The 15404-nt window shown below is 38.3% G+C and carries 16 protein-coding genes; 8 read left to right on the top strand and 8 right to left on the bottom strand.

Annotation, left to right across the window (positions count from 1 at the left end; translation table 11 throughout):
- Positions 1-212: 212 nt before the first annotated feature.
- Positions 213-905: an MIP/aquaporin family protein gene (locus M901_RS05385; RefSeq protein WP_021277165.1), complete on the top strand. Its 693-nt coding sequence runs from the start codon at positions 213-215 to the stop codon at positions 903-905.
- Here M901_RS05385 and M901_RS05380 read toward each other — a convergent pair whose 3' ends face one another.
- On the bottom strand, positions 906-1352 hold the full coding sequence (locus M901_RS05380; protein ID WP_021277161.1) for a DUF4430 domain-containing protein: 447 nt from the start codon (positions 1350-1352) through the stop codon (positions 906-908). It lies immediately after the preceding gene.
- 211 nt (positions 1353-1563) lie between these two features.
- Here M901_RS05380 and M901_RS05375 point away from each other — a divergent pair, with 211 nt between their 5' ends.
- Positions 1564-2925 (top strand): HAD-IG family 5'-nucleotidase, encoded by a 1362-nt coding sequence (locus tag M901_RS05375; RefSeq protein ID WP_021277168.1) that lies wholly within the window; start codon positions 1564-1566, stop codon positions 2923-2925.
- Here the strand turns inward: M901_RS05375 and M901_RS05370 are convergent.
- On the bottom strand, positions 2922-3914 hold the full coding sequence (locus M901_RS05370) for a histone deacetylase family protein (RefSeq protein WP_021277160.1): 993 nt from the start codon (positions 3912-3914) through the stop codon (positions 2922-2924). The two genes, M901_RS05375 and M901_RS05370, sit on opposite strands and share 4 nt — an antisense overlap.
- Positions 3915-3938: 24 nt before the next feature.
- Here M901_RS05370 and M901_RS05365 point away from each other — a divergent pair, with 24 nt between their 5' ends.
- The 3 genes from M901_RS05365 (at position 3939) to M901_RS05355 (ending at position 6999) form a co-directional block, all read left to right on the top strand.
- Entirely contained in the window at positions 3939-4991 is a 1053-nt protein-coding gene (locus tag M901_RS05365; RefSeq protein WP_021277169.1) for a hypothetical protein, read from the top strand.
- 113 nt (positions 4992-5104) lie between these two features.
- Positions 5105-6220 (top strand): saccharopine dehydrogenase, encoded by a 1116-nt coding sequence (locus M901_RS05360; RefSeq protein WP_021277159.1) that lies wholly within the window; start codon positions 5105-5107, stop codon positions 6218-6220.
- An 8-nt stretch (positions 6221-6228) separates the two neighbouring features.
- A complete protein-coding gene (locus tag M901_RS05355) occupies positions 6229-6999 on the top strand; it encodes a hypothetical protein (RefSeq protein ID WP_021277162.1) in 771 nt (256 codons plus the stop codon).
- On the opposite strand, the gene M901_RS05350 is transcribed toward M901_RS05355, so the two are convergent.
- From M901_RS05350 to M901_RS05340, 3 genes are read right to left on the bottom strand one after another with little or no spacing between them, the layout of a single operon-like run.
- A complete protein-coding gene (locus tag M901_RS05350; RefSeq protein ID WP_021277166.1) occupies positions 7000-7302 on the bottom strand; it encodes a hypothetical protein in 303 nt (100 codons plus the stop codon).
- Positions 7299-8159, bottom strand: a complete 861-nt coding sequence (locus tag M901_RS05345; RefSeq protein ID WP_021277171.1) for a glycosyltransferase — start codon at positions 8157-8159, stop codon at positions 7299-7301. Before M901_RS05345 ends, M901_RS05350 begins: the two co-directional genes overlap by 4 nt.
- On the bottom strand, positions 8149-9087 hold the full coding sequence (locus tag M901_RS05340) for an aldo/keto reductase (protein WP_021277157.1): 939 nt from the start codon (positions 9085-9087) through the stop codon (positions 8149-8151). Before M901_RS05340 ends, M901_RS05345 begins: the two co-directional genes overlap by 11 nt.
- 70 nt (positions 9088-9157) lie before the next feature.
- Here M901_RS05340 and M901_RS05335 point away from each other — a divergent pair, with 70 nt between their 5' ends.
- Both M901_RS05335 and M901_RS05330 read left to right on the top strand, forming a co-directional pair.
- Positions 9158-10165, top strand: a complete 1008-nt coding sequence (locus tag M901_RS05335; RefSeq protein WP_021277164.1) for a PF11140 domain protein — start codon at positions 9158-9160, stop codon at positions 10163-10165.
- Positions 10158-11168 carry a spore photoproduct lyase family protein gene (locus M901_RS05330; RefSeq protein WP_021277163.1) on the top strand — a complete coding sequence of 337 codons (1011 nt, stop codon included), beginning with the start codon at positions 10158-10160 and terminating at the stop codon, positions 11166-11168. Before M901_RS05335 ends, M901_RS05330 begins: the two co-directional genes overlap by 8 nt.
- Positions 11169-11187: 19 nt before the next feature.
- Here M901_RS05330 and M901_RS05325 read toward each other — a convergent pair whose 3' ends face one another.
- Together M901_RS05325 and M901_RS05320 are read right to left on the bottom strand one after the other, a co-directional pair.
- Positions 11188-12129, bottom strand: coding sequence for a hypothetical protein (locus M901_RS05325; RefSeq protein ID WP_021277158.1), 942 nt, complete (start codon positions 12127-12129; stop codon positions 11188-11190).
- A complete protein-coding gene (locus M901_RS05320) occupies positions 12126-14528 on the bottom strand; it encodes a hypothetical protein (RefSeq protein ID WP_021277170.1) in 2403 nt (800 codons plus the stop codon). Before M901_RS05320 ends, M901_RS05325 begins: the two co-directional genes overlap by 4 nt.
- 197 nt (positions 14529-14725) lie before the next feature.
- Between M901_RS05320 and rpmB the strand changes: the two genes are divergently transcribed.
- Positions 14726-14959 (top strand): 50S ribosomal protein L28, encoded by a 234-nt coding sequence (gene rpmB, locus M901_RS05315; protein WP_021277167.1) that lies wholly within the window; start codon positions 14726-14728, stop codon positions 14957-14959.
- 96 nt (positions 14960-15055) lie between these two features.
- Here the strand turns inward: rpmB and M901_RS05310 are convergent.
- A partial coding sequence (locus tag M901_RS05310) for a hypothetical protein (RefSeq protein WP_034720595.1) occupies positions 15056-15404 on the bottom strand: 349 nt, incomplete at its 5' end.

The following is a 15404-nucleotide window of genomic DNA, read 5'->3' as shown; positions in this document are numbered from 1 at the left end:
CCTTACTTGGTAAAAAGTATTCTATTAAATATTCCAATTTCTCTCCTCTATAAATCTTATCGGAACCATTTACTAAAGAATTTAAATTTACCTATATTTTATAATATATTCAAGAGCTTACTACTTATCCCTAACACAACCCTAACAAGAAAGTTACTTCTAAGAATGCTAAAATTTAGGTCGTCAACAAATAGAGAATGAAGGCATAACCCATGCACAATGAGTATAATTCAGAAATTAGAAAACACTATCTAGAAGAATATTTTAGTGAGTTTATTGGGAGCTTCTTCTTAGTTTTCTTTGGTTGTGGTGCCATTATCTTATCGAAGAAATCACCGACGGCCCTTCCCTATGAGTATATTCCAATCATCTTCGGACTTAGTATAAGTGTTATGGTCACCGTACTTGGAAAGATCTCTGGGGCTCACTTTAACCCGGCCATTACGCTAGGCTTTTGGGCCGTCAAAAAGTTTCCAAGTTTTAAAATTCCTGCCTATATCTTCTCCCAGTTAAGTGGAGCTTGCAGTGCTGGTCTTATCCATTATTTTATTTGGGGAAGCCATGAGCATTTATTTGGTGCCTCGGTCTTTCATGGACAAGCCTCAGAGGCCTTTATCATTGAAACTATTGGGAGCTTTTTCTTAATGTTTGTCTATTGTGCAGTTTCGCAAGAATCGAAAGCACAAGATCACAGAGCTTCTATTGCTCTTGGTATAAGTTTAACACTAACTACTTTTCTCTTCCTATCGCTAACAGGGGCTTCATTGAACCCGACTCGCTCAATTGCTCCGGCCATATGGTCAAGTTACTATGAAGGGATTTGGATTTATGTTTTTGCCCCTGTGATTGGAGCAGTTGTTGCGGCCTTATCCTATGAAAGACTCAGCCGCTATAAGAAGTATTAATTACTCACAGAATTGATCTGGTGCGATCTCAAAAGTTGGAGCACACATTCCAGTCCACTCACCTGCATTGTAATAAGCATAACCATAGAACCAATGAACCACATCGCTATCTTTAATCTGAACTTCATGAGGATAAACATCTGCGAGCACTCCATTGATTGAAAAACACCAACCATGACTTCTCATTTCCGTATCCGAGAGAACTTCCATCGCATCTAATCCTGTGGCCGAATTAAAAATTGAAGACATATGATTTGTTGATCCATCATAAGGAATCTTGTATTGATCGAAAACTTTAACAGAAAAGTCCCCAGCACTCATCGCTGCTATTTTCACTGACTGCTTAAAAAGTGGTTTCTTTGAACATGCCCCTGTCACAATCATCGTTGCAGCTTGAGTCTGCGTAAATAAAAGGGCAAGAAGTGCGGTCTTTAGGATTCTCTTCATTAGGATCTCTCTTTATGACTTTGATATATTTACTTTGAGACCTTTTACGATTTTGTTCACATCGTGACAATAACCCATGAAGATTTTGTTATTTTTTCCTTATTTTAGGTATTTAACTACTTAAAAATGCTATGATTTACACAACGATTGTCTTTTTATATACTCATAAGTCCCCCCAAAATCGGGGGTTACAGGTAACGAAAGGATTTTTATGCCAGTATTTGTAAACAGAACACTTAATATGAAGAAAATCAAGGCCATTGGTTTTGATATGGACTACACATTAGTTCGCTATAAAACAGAAGCATTTGAAGAGTTTGTTCATCAACTTGTTAGAGAAAAGCTTGTCGAACTAAAGAACTACCCTAAGGAGATCATGGATCTTCCTTTTGATTTTGATCTTGTTATCCAAGGTCTTGTTATCGACAAAAAGAGAGGAAACCTTCTCCAAGTTAGTCGTTATGACAAAGTTAAAATTGCTCACCATGGATCAAAGTCTATTCCATACAAAGAGCAACAACAAATCTATAAGAACAAGGTTATTGATCTTAACGAATCAAATTTTCAATCTCTTGATACAAACTTTTCAGTTTCAAATGGAGTTCTTTACACTCAGCTTGTCGATATGAAAGATGCCGGTTTTGATCTTCCAGACTTCGCCCAATTAGCAGATGATATTAAATTTGCCATTGACGTGGCCCACTCAGATGGATCTCTCAAAGGTCACGCGATCGATAATATTGATAAGTTTATTATTCAAGACCCTGATGTTGCAAAACTTCTTGAGAGATTTAAAAGATTTGGAAAGAAGCTTATTATCGCAACCAACTCAGAATGGTGGTGGACTAAGAAACTGATGGAATACACAATCGATCCTTTCCTAGAAGAACATAAGTCATGGATGGATCTCTTTGACATTACAATTTGTCTTTGTTGTAAGCCACGTTTCTTCACAACGAATAATATGTTCCTAAAGATTGATCCTGAAACAGGACTTATGAGTAATATGGAAGGTAAACTAACAAATGGTTTCTACCAAGGTGGATGGGGTGGAAAACTCCAAGAAGACCTAGGTTTAGATGGTGAGGAAATCCTCTACGTTGGTGATCATATCTTTGGTGACGTACTCACTCTCAAGAAGACATTTAACTGGCGTACAGCTCTTGTTCTCGATCCAATTGAGTATGAAATTGAGGCCATCAATAAATCAAAGAATATTCAAGAAGAGATTGATAAGCTTATGGCAAAGAAACAAAGCCTTGAGCATAACCTCAACCATATCGAACTCAAGAAGCACGAAGACCCAGAGAACTTTAAGAAAGAAGACCTGAATAAGATCTATGCGGAGATCGACCGTGTCGATGGACAAATTTCAGAGTTCTTAGAAGATTACAGAAAATTCTTTAATCCATACTGGGGAGAAATGATGAGAGCAGGACAAGAAGAATCTCGTTTTGCTGATCAAGTTGAAAAGTATGCTTGTATTTATATGACTAAGGTATCTGATCTTTTAGAATACACACCTAAAACTTATTTTAGACCAATAAAGAGAATCCTAGCGCACGAGATTTAATCTCGTGTGCTTGGCACTTCTTTCTCTAGAGCATAGTCCAAGAATTGAGTAAAAACCTCATGAACATAGCGACCATATCCTCCGGCCATCACCCAAGCTTGAGGAATATTTCTTTCTTTTAAATAGTGATAAATAAACTGATCTCTTTTAAGAACTTCTTCTTTGCTTAGTTGAATGAGGTTGGCACTTTCCAACTCATCCTTCTCATAAACATCTGCCCCATGAACGACAATGGCCAAATCCTCACAAGGATTGAAATCGTGAATTTCTCTTGCAAAGATTTCTAGATAATTATCCTCTCTTAACACACCGACATCTCTATCACTTGGAGTAAAGCTAGGATCGCTGTGGTCTTCATTATCAAGGGGCCATCCCTCTTTCATATGAATAGAGAAAGCCCTAATTGTAGAATCACCTGCGACGATCTGAGCGGTTCCATCACCTTTATGAGCATCCATATCAATAATCACAGCACGCTTGATCTTCCCCTCTCTTTGTAAAAGGCGAATGGCCAATACCATGTCATTAAACATGCAGAACCCACCAGGCTTAAAACTCATCGCATGATGCATTCCTCCACCTAAGTGATAGCAAAAACCATTTTCAAGTGCATTTTCACAGGCCAGGATTGTCCCATTCACATGACCCAAGGCCTTTTGAATGAAGTCACCAAGAGGTTTTATGGCCTGACTCGGCTCATAGCGATTATAACTACCATCCTTTTTCACCAGCTCATACGTATCCATGACGACTTGCTCAGGATGCTTTTCGACTCTTTCACAATAATCAGGATCATGGGCCAATGGAAGAATCTCTTTCCCATAACGGCTAAAAAGCTTTTCTTCAGTTGCTTCAATTTGAAACTTGTCTTGAATATGAGCAAAAGGTTTCTCTACTCTCTCATTGAGCATTGGGATACCAATGCCATAATCACTATAGTAGTGAAGCGATAGTGGGTTGTAGATAACAAATTTTTTCTTTTCACTCATAAACTTTATTCCTATAATTTCTCTATGCGAAAAATTCTAATCCTCTTATTTGTATCGTCTTCAGTCTTGGCCGCCAAGCAGATTCGTAGCGAAATCAACAGATATCGCCTTTTACGTGATCGTCAGCTCATAGAGAAGGCCATTATTGCACAAGAACATGACAGTTTCTTTAGCTTTGATCTCTTCATATCATCTGGTTTAAAAGACCTTATTGGTGATATTAGTGACTCAACAAGTGAATCTTCTAGTTCCTCTCAAGTTACAGGAGTAACGGAAGCCTTAAGCAAGAATGTGAATACCGAAAGACAGCTACTCTTAGATGTTGAAGCAGGAATCCCTCTTCCTTATTTTACTTATCAAAACTTGAAGTTTCTTCCCTCGCTTTTTTATCAAATGCACATAGGGGCCTCAGTTTCGGTAAATAATCAGGATGATCCTCTTGTCCCACTCGCTCAAATTTACGTCAACCAGACGACCAGCTATGGGCTCCATTCAAAGATCAAAAGAATGAATAAAAAAGGTGAAACTTATGGGGTCTCTCTTTACAAGAGAGTTAGAACTGACCTTCTCGTCTCAAGAAATGCGACGGCCATCGCAACAAGTGAAAAGCTTATCAATCTAGATGAACTCGATAAGGAAGAAAGAGTCTATGCTCTTGATCTAAGTTTTTATAAGAATAAGCCAGACTATCGCTATGAGGCCCATATAAAAGGCGTCAAGCTCATGGATGCCAGTAGTGAGACGGAAGCAAAGTTAGGGATCACTCCTCTTTTCCATCTTAAGTATGAGAAAGATTATAATCTCGGGAAGTTTGTGGCCTCACCTTTCTTTGGACTTCACTATCGTAAGAAGTATAGTGCGTTTGATGCCATATATATTGGTTCAAAGTTTAGCATTTCTAAGAACTCACCTACGCGATTTATCCTCAAGCTTGATAATGAGACCATTAACTTCAATGCTGGTCTAGAGTTTTCAAAGTTCCAATTTCAATATGGGCTCAAGTCACCCTACAGAAATCCTGTTGATGATATGTGGACATCTGCCACACATCAGATCACGATGCGATTCCCATTCTAACGAAAATTTAGTTAGTTAAAACGAGAAATATTTGTAATAATTACAAAATCCCCCCACCGAGGGGGGCTCTTGCCCTATAACTATAAAGATAGCGAGAGATTTAGGAATAGATTATGGGAAAAATGATTTGGTTAAGGGATGAAACAAAGCCCTTTGAAGAACGTTCAGCACTAACTCCAGAAGCAGCGAAGACATTAATGCTCATGGGACATGAAGTGATCATTGAATCATCGAAGAATCGCGTCTTCAAAGATAGTGAGTTTGAAAAACTCGGCTGTAAAATTGTTCCTGCCCATTCATGGATCACAGATGCTCCTAGCGGAGCCATTATCTTGGGACTCAAAGAACTAGAAGAAAAAGAGTTCCCTCTTATTCATCGCCATATTCATTTTGCCCATGTTTATAAAGGACAAAATGGAGCCAAAGAGTGCTTAAACCGCTTTGTTCAAGGTGGTGGAAAACTCTACGATCTTGAATATCTTACAGATCACAACTCTAAAAGAGTTGCGGCCTTCGGACATTGGGCCGGTTTCGTAGGAGCAGCTCTCGGTTTGAAGTTTTGGATTGACCAACAACTTAATGTTGAATCAAATAACGTCACACTCTCACCATGGAAAGATCAAAATGAGCTTGTCAGCTACATTTCAGAATACCTTTCTAAGTCTATGACAAAGCCAAGGGCCCTCGTTATTGGAGCCAATGGTCGTTGTGGAAAAGGAGCAAGAGATCTTCTTAGCCGTGTCGGGGTTGACATTACAAGCTGGGGCTCAGCTGACACTAGAGATAGAGGACCAATTAAAGAGATCCTTGAGTATGACCTACTCGTAAACTGTGCTCTTATGACAAAGAAATCACTACCATTTCTGGATGTCGCAACAATTCAAGAGGAAAAAAATCTTTCTATGATTAGTGATGTGGGATGTGACCCTACTGGACCATGTAACCCGCTTCCCATTTATCAAAATATCACAACGATGGACCAGCCGGTTAAAGAGATTGCCAGCAAAAGTGGAAAGCTAGCAATTACGGCAATTGACCATCTTCCTTCACTTCTACCTCGTGAAAGTAGTGAAGATTTCTGTGACCAACTTCTACCTCACCTTATGGACTTTCTTGATAATAAAATAGAAAATACTCCATGGGAGAAATCACTAGAGTGGTACTTCAGAAAAACAATGGAAATGGGACTGACAAGAGATCTCAGCATTGACAAGAATCTCACTCAATAACTCACTTTATGAATAAGAAAATTGTCACAATTTTAATCTTAACTTCTCTTGGTCTTGGATTTTTCATAGGTAAGAGTAAAACTCATGAAACTGATGAGGCACTTGTTCTAATCGAACAGATTCAAAATGACCCTTCCCCAGAACTATATGAGAAACTCTTCCTTCTCCTCTTGGCCCAAATAGGACTAAAGAATATTGACTTCAAACTCCCAACACCAGAGACAAAAATTGAGGTAAGAGAAAAAATTGTAGAAGTCATCAAAACCAAAGAATCAAAATGCATCACGACTTATATTGAAAAGAATTGTCCTGAAAAGAAGAAAGATTCCGAGAATATTCTGCGCTCTCAACTTATGCAAATTAAGAACCTCAACTCTTACAATAAGAAGATTAAAGAGATTTATAAGAATAGCTATGTTCTAGTGAAGCCATTTGATCATCAATTTAAGGGGGTAACTTTTGATGTAAGAAGAAAGAGTTATGACTCTCAATCTTATATCTTAGAGATTGACTCAAAGATGAATCACAATGGAAAGATGTGGAATGGACCAGTAACAGCGTCTCTCATTTCTAGTGAAAGAGGTACCATCGATTCTCTCAAAACAGAGGGAAGTAATACAAAGATCTACCTGGCACCGACAAAACCGGAAAGTTTAATTATTGAATTAAAAGATTATATTGTGCATATTCCGTATAGTAATGGAAAACTACATTCTGGAGCAATCTACAGAATGAGGGAGGACTCCCTCATTCCCTGGGGCATACTTAGAAAGAGATAATTATCTCTTCACGCAATTAAAGTCGACATCTTTCAATGTCACTTCACCTTCATTAGAATCGAGAATAATTGACTTCGACTCATAAGCGCTGAACTCATAAGTTTGAGAACTCGCCACCTTTCTATTTTGGTAACCTTCAGTACTTACTTTTGAAACACAAAAAAGTGATGAAGACGTTGGGTTCTTCGCCATAAGAATCACCTTTCCATTTGTTGAACGAGATTCTACGTTGATTTTAACAGCTTCACCTGCCATAACATTTAGGACAGAAACAAATAGTATAGTACTCATAAGTGCCTTCATAATTTCTCCTTGAGAAGGGAACACTTTATTTGACTGGCGCTTTCTACAATCGATTTAACTTCGTGTAAATCTTTAAAATTGCCATGTTTCAAATAGCCTGTAATTAATACACTTCCTTTTTTGATAAGCATATCTAAAAGAGCTAACTTTTTTGATATTTCGAGTTCCCTATTCTCAAGAATCCATTGCATCGATTTCACTCTAAAGTAATCCATCGCAAAGTATTTCATTGAGAGTTGATCCTCATGCCCACCGTATTTTGTACAAAGTGGCTCATCTATAAAACCAACTTCATACTCGGAAGTTATTTTCAACCAGAGATCATAATCCTCGCACACGAGGTAGTCCTCTCTGAAGCCATTATAACGCTGAAAAAGGTTTCGACTCAAGAGGGCAACAGAGGGAGAAATCATACATTGATCAAGGCTACGAATGAAGATATCGCCGCCAGACTTCTGATATCGTTTAGGTATCTTGACCTCTTTTCCATTTCTCACCCACTTTTCATGAGCATGAACAAGCTGCACTTTAGGGTTTGAATGAATAAAGTCTATTTGCCTTTGAAGTTTATGAGAATGCCAACAATCATCACTATCGAGAAATCCAATCCACTCTCCCGATGATTTTGATACCCCAAGGTTTCGGGCCCTCGAAACTCCTGAATTCTCAATTTTGTAATATCTCAATTGTGCTGATCTCTCTAAGAGCTTTTGAAGAAGTGATTCTGTCTCATCTGTTGATCCATCATCAATGACGATAATTTCAAAATCTCTATAACTCTGATTGAGAACAGAGTCTATGGCCCTTTCCAGACAATAGGCCCTATTAAATGTTGGAATGATAACACTAACTTTCACTAGCGACTTTATCAATCTTGGCCAATAGTTCTGCTGTAAGAGGTCTTTCAAGAGAATTGAGAATCCCATCTAGCTGATCATGGTTACGTGCTCCACATAGAAGAGTTGAGCACCCTTCAGTGGCCAAGTTAAAACTCAAGGCCAAGTCCAGTCCTGTATAACCATGATCTTTGAGTATAGGATTAATCTTATCCATGACCTTATAACGAGACTCCTTATCCATGGCCTTCCACCAAGGGGCCCAGCTGCGGCAATCCGACTTATCAAATGTCCTATCTCTGTGAACACGACCAGTTAGTATCCCCTTGTCTAAAGTTCCCCAACTCATGAAGCTAATTTCTTGCTCCACAACCAAAGGCAGGATATCTTTAGTGACATCCCTTTCAAAGAAATTCAGTTGAGATTGAATCGCTTCAATCTTCTCAATCTCACTGGCCTTATTAAAGTCATCAATATGTGTATTACAAAGACCAATGGCCTTAATTTTCCCTTCCATTTTGGCCTTAGCAAGAACCTCTAGAGGCTTTCTGATATCAACCCTCTCATCTGGCCAGTGAATCATATAGAGATCAATATAATCACTTTCTAAATCTCTCAGGGACTGCTCTAACATCTTCTGAGTGACAATGGGATCATTAGTCATATCGACACGCATATTTTCATGCCAAGTCACCCCAGATTTTGAGACAATAAAAACATCTTCTCTCTTATTCTTAAAGGCCTTTCCAATTCTCTTTTCAGATAGTCCAAAGCCATAAATGGGAGCCGTATCAAATATCTTCACACCTCTATCATGAGCATAATTTAAAAGAGAAAGGGCATCCCCTTCACTCATTTGCCCAAAGCCATAACCTGCTCCTTCTCCTGAGATTGAAGCACCACCAAAGGCCAGCGGTAGAGACGAAATTTCATTTAATATTCCATACATAGAAGACTCCTTTAAGAATCAGATAGGATTTGTCCTTTTCTCTTTATATAGCATCGTATATATAGTTGTCATGCGTCTTCTAGTATTTGCCCATCGCGGCGAGGCCCAAACATTTCTCAAGGAATTGAGTTTAAAATCTCATCCTAAAATGAATGATCTCTACATCTCAGAAGAGATAGCAATTCTCTTATGCTCAGAGGGTCTTCTCTCAAGTGTGAGCAAGCTCTCTTTTGCCTTGGGTAAGCTAGAGAATTGCCATGACGTCATTAATTTTGGCATCTGTGGGGCCCTTGAAAGCTCAATAGAGCTCGGTAGTATCCACCGTGCCCGTACCATTTACGCAGAAAATGAATTTAAGTCATATAGTCAAAATGAACATGACAGTATTGATCTCATTACGGCAAAATCTCGTGCTCTGACCAGTGCTCAGGCCGAGAAACTGAATGTCGTAGCTCAACTCGTTGATCGTGAAGCATGGGGACTTGCTCATGTTTGTAAAGAATATGGGGTGGACTTTCAGGCCATAAAATTAGTTTCAGATCACATCACTGATGCTGAGATCTGCCAATTGATCAAGGACCAGGCAGAGGTCTATAGTGATAAGCTTTATGACTACTATCAAAGAGAATTGAATCAAAATAAAGAGGCCCAAAGCGAAGTCGCCGCAAAAATCTTTTCCCATCCAGAGTTCTACTTCACTGTTTCTCAAAAAAGACAGTTTAACAATCTTCTGAGTGCCCTTTCTCAAAAAGAAGGACTCAATGAAGAAGATCTTGAATTAGATCAATTCATTCAATTAGACCTCCTGCCAAAGCAAAGAGCAAAATTACTTTGTGACTGGATGACAAAGCGTCTCTACCCTTTTAAGTCAATGGTGCAGGAGAAACTTGAAGAGCTAACAAGTGAAATGAAAACATATGGGGCTGAATTTAAATTCGATAAGAACCTCGAAAAATCTTCTTATCAATTCCAGGTTCTCATTGAAAGTGAACAAGCGCAAAATCATATGGGTGATCTACTCAAGAAGTTCCCATGGGATAAATTTGAAAAAATCATGAAGGGTGATTTCAATGTTTAACAAGATCCTTATCGAGAAAGGACTTCAAGACAATCCCTACGCCAAAAATATTCTTAAGCACTTTAAGAAGACACCACTTAGTGAAATTGATGACTATACAGATTTCTTTGGGCCCATCAAAAAGCCCTATCTTCAAAAGAGAGATAACCTAAATTTATTTCTGGCCAGTAAAAAAGGAGCCCTTTTAAAGGAAGCCCCTGATGCCTACGGTCTTTCAGGAGAGCCTCACTACTACTACGTCCATGCCTACAATTGCATCTATGAGTGCAGTTACTGCTATCTACAAGGTTATTTCAATTCACCGGATTTAGTTCTCTTTGTAAATCATGATGAAATTTTAAAATCTATCGAAGAAAAGATTATCGAGCATTCGAAAGTCTCAGATACCGGAATCTGGTTCCACGCTGGTGAATTCAGTGACTCCCTGGCCCTCTCTCATATTACCGGAGAGCTTTCAAAGTACTTTGAACTCTTTAAAAAATATCCCAATGCCTACTTAGAGTTTAGAACGAAATCGGCAAATATTAGGGAGCTAATCAAACAGCAGGCCCTACCAAATGTCATTACTTCTTTCTCTCTTTCTCCAGAGCAAAGAGTTCTCGACCACGATTATAAGACACCTCCACTTAAAGCGAGACTAAGAGCAATTTCTAAAGTTGTTGAAAAGTCCCATCCGATTGGAATTCATCTCGACCCGATTATCTATACTGAGGATCTTATTGAGTCATATGGACAACTACTCGATGAATTAAATAGAGTCATCCCTCTTGATAAGATCGAATATATCTCTGTCGGTGTCGTAAGGTTTACCAAGGACGTCTATAACCAAGTGAAGATGAACTATCCAGAAAGTGAATACTTCCACTCAGAGCTTATTAGAGGACATGATGGAAAGATTAAATACCCACGCCCAATGAGACACTGGATTCTCAACCAAGTTCGCCATCTCTGTCTAGAGCGAGGAGCTCGAGAAGAAAGCGTCTATCTTTGTATGGAAGATTAAACTTAAGAAGCTTAGATTTCTAATTTGCCGAGAAATCTTTAAAGCGTCGATTTATAATATAGCGAACCTCATCGCTAATACCATCAAGCTCTTCAAAATAGTTTTGAAACTTATCACCTGGAGAGAAAATCACTTGCCCATCTTGAATCTCATCAAAGAACTGGTCTTCGTAGGCAGAAATTCTACCATAAACATCATCTAGCTCACCGTAGAAGTCCTCATTGAAACCACTACTTGTTCCAACAAGCCTTAGGACATTAAGTGAGAATAACAAATTATCAGGTAAATTATCATGATCAAGAGAGCTTGAAACAAGATTTAGAAGTGTGCGATTAAATCGAGTCACTTCCTCTGGAGACCACTGTCCCTGCTTCATTGCCTCGTAAGCACTTTCAAGAAATAAACTAATATCAGCACCACGACAAATGAGGGTTGATCTTAGAGAGTTAAAGAAAAGGTCTGAATCCACTTCTCTTTGCTCTTGATAGAAATCTCCAAAGGCCTTAATTGCTGTCATCGAAATGTCACGATAGAGAATATCATTAAAGATAAAATCTAGTTTACCAATAACCTGATCCGCATTGAGAAAAATAGGATTCTCAGGATCAATGATTTGTTCATTAGGAAGGTTTTGAGCGAGAAACTTCTCACACTCTTTATTACGATTATCTAGCTTCTTAATAAGGGCCTTAATCTTCTCCACATCAGGGGTATTCCCTTTAAACTGTTTCGCAATACTTTCAATTTCTTGTTCTTCAGCTTCAGGAACTTCTTCGTGAAGAAGCTGCCTTCTCACATAGCTAGGCTTCTTTCTCTTTAGGCGAGTTTCCTTATAGAAGTGACGCTTTTGCTCAGGAATATAGTCATCTTCAAGGTAATCATAGATAAAGTACCCCGCTAGTAGAGCTACTACCAGTATAAATATATTCCTTAAAGTCTTCGTATTCTGAGTTTTCTTCATCTTCTTCTTGAATTATTTCTTTTCTCTCTTATTAGTCTATTCTGAATAAAGAAATAATCAAGTGCACAAGTCATTTCCTCTTGTGATTTTCTAACTTTATAAGGATAAACTCTTAATCCTTTACGCTTCTTCTCAACAAACTCAGACCAGTTTAGTTTAGGACCATCTCGGTATTCCTGTAGTGTCTTTCCCTTACATTCATCATAGATTTTATGAATAAATTTACGACTGTCCTTACTCTCATCTAAAAATGGGAGAACTCTAAAACAGAGCTCACTTTGAACTCTTGGAGAATTATCACCCTTAGCAATTGTCTTTTCCAATCGGTCTTTGAAGACATCAAAGAACATTCCCATTGTCTTTCTTGTAATATCTTTACTTGAATCGAGCCCTGTTAGAATCTGTCCGATTGAGGCATTCGAATTCTCAGAGTAAGTACGTGTTAGACGATCAATCAGATCATCTCTTGTGGCCCTAAGAATATCCTCCGTCTTATCATCAAAGTCTCCTTTAGAGATCTTGATCTGAAGTTCCATTGAAACCATATTTCTTATCTTATTAAAGTAAATATCATTTCCTCTCTCACTTAACTGTAGGAGATTTGAAATACAGGTACTTAAAATAAATGCCTTTTCCTTTCGATCAGAATCAAGAGTAATTCCAACAACACTATCCTCTGAACGACGACAAGCGATTGGAAGTTCTACATCGAGGATACTTCTTGGGTTTGCGGCTTCAATAATAAGTTTGACCACACTTTTCGTTAACTTCAGGGTCTCTTCAACATCTTCAATCTGAAGAGAATAACTATTCATCCAGTTTGGAGTATCTCCGTCACAGAACTCAGGCTCTTCTTCACAAGCGACTTCAATAATATAATCTTGGATACGTTTTCCATTCTTCAAGATTTCTTTAAGCCCTTCTACAGCATTTGGCTTATTATGAAATTGACGTCTTGCTTGGACAAATAATCCGACAGGATCAAATGAAACTGCTCTCGCTCTTTGAATATTCACAAGTCTAATAGTTTCTGAAACAATTTCCATGGCACTTGAATAAACCATCTCCCAATCATTTCTTGAAAACTTTCTTCCCGTATTATTCATATAGCTAATTAATGAGCTACAAACGACTTTCTCACCTGCTGACAAACACTCTCTTGGAATTTCACGATAGCCAATCAACTCAAACAGAAGAAGGGTCTTAGTACGGGCAACAAAAATTGGGTTTTGAACATCAGGGTTACAATTTGAATAACATTGTCCCTCATCTGTTCTTGGAGTCAGATTGACAGGGTTATTCATAATATTAGAAACACCAACCATCGCACCATAGATTGCATTGGAAATCGAATTTTGGTCGGCCAAGAGGTTCAACTCTTCATCTTTTACTCTCTTATAGGCCTGGAGAAAACGACTAATCTTCCCCACAAGTTCAGCTTGAGCGATCGGCTTCTCTCTATCAGTTAAGTCACCTTGTGATGTACTTGGAGACCCTGCACGAACTTGAACAAGCCACTCATCAAGACCTAATAAGTAATAGTTAATGAGATCGACCCCATCAAAAATAACCCTATCCCCATTTTGACCATAGAGATAATTCTTATAAAGGTTTTGAGTTTGAACTGCTCCACAGTAATTCTTTGTCATGGCCTCAGAGACACAACGAATGGCCTCAGGCCAAAGGATACTATCTGCTTCATTAATGAGTTTAGTATACTTAGTATCTTGTACAAATCCAGAGATCGACTTCACAACCGATCCCGCCATCGAGAGATAAAGAGAGTTTGCAGGGTTAGAAAAGAGACTCGCGATTGAAAGTCCATTTCCTAGTAATGAGCTATAAGTACTCTGTGATTTATCAAGACACTGCTGATTTCCATCTAAAGATGCAAGGAGATCATCAAATGAACTTAGAAAAGCGCTAGCTCCCTGCTCAAAACCTTGTCCCATATGCTCAAATCTCACGACTTCAGAGTCTAATGCGATAATCGAAGTTTGATTGCTAAAGATTTGTGATTCAATATAGGCAATCTGCTCAGAACTTAGACTCATCTGAGACTGAGAAAGAAAGAGTGTGTAATCCGCGATAAGCTTTTCTTTTTCTTCCTTCGAGATTTTGTTGGTTCTATAGAGCTCGTAATTTGTGTAGGCATTCTCAAAGTTCGTTAGACCTGACATTCCTCCATTTACGCCGTAACACTGCTCTCTATTTTTTAACTCTACTAGGGTATTTTTGAATGCGCTCAATAAGGCCTGTGAATTTCCTGTAAAACTTACAACATTCGGGCACTGTGAGCGATAAGAGTTTAATAATAATTCTGCAGGGTCCACTGAAGCCCCGGCAAATGATGAAATAAAAGAAAAAGCTATAACTAGCTTAAAAAGTGTTGATTTCATAAAAATACCCCATTATTATTGTCAGGCATTACACCATTACAAGCTCTATTGTGTAAAGAAGGTTCTGTGACGCAAACCTGAAAAAATCAATAAAAAGAGCCTTGTAATTGGCCCTTGCACTTTCGGGTTGAAAAGTATATATTCATCAACCTGTAAACGAAGAAATTAGTAATTATTTAATAGATAAGGATGATGTTATGGCACGCACATGTGATTTAACTGGAAAAAGAAGACTTGTTGGAAACAAAGTTTCTCACGCTAACAACAAGACTAAGATGACTCAAAAGCCAAATCTTCAAACGAAGAGAGTTTTTGATCCTGTAACTGGTGAAACAATTAAGCTTAGACTTTCTACAAGAGCGATCAGAACTCTTGATAAAGTAGGATCTCTTTCTAAGTTCCTAAAGAAATACAAGCACCTTTGGCAATAATCTAATCAACAATTAGTCGATTAAATCGTCAAATATAGAAAGCCCACCTTAAGGTGGGCTTTTCGTGTTTCTGATTTTTAAATACCTCTGTAAACCTTAAAAGAAACTTCCAATCGGAATACCAATAGAGAGCCCATAGGTCTCAACTTCCTGCCTATCCCTTCCCCATCTAATATAATTCAGTTCCCAAAAGTAATTCTTCCCCCAGCGTAACCAAATATTATCGTAAGTTTCCTCCGTTTGAGTCGATAGAAACATTCCATAGGTCATATGATAATTTTCAATGCCAAAGATATGCTTGAAAGTAGCTTCAAAACCTTGAGGATAGATAAATTTATTATTTGTCTGGGAATTACTATCAAATTTGTATGTAAGATACTGGGCACCAATAAGCGGAGCTAATTGGAATCGATTATCAAATGCCGAGGCAATATCATATGCAAAA

The sequence above is a fragment of the Bacteriovorax sp. DB6_IX genome, assembly GCF_000447775.1.
In the GTDB taxonomy this organism is placed as follows: domain Bacteria; phylum Bdellovibrionota; class Bacteriovoracia; order Bacteriovoracales; family Bacteriovoracaceae; genus Halobacteriovorax_A.
Note: the sequence above shows the minus strand (reverse complement) of the source record. Positions and strands in the feature narration are given on the sequence as shown.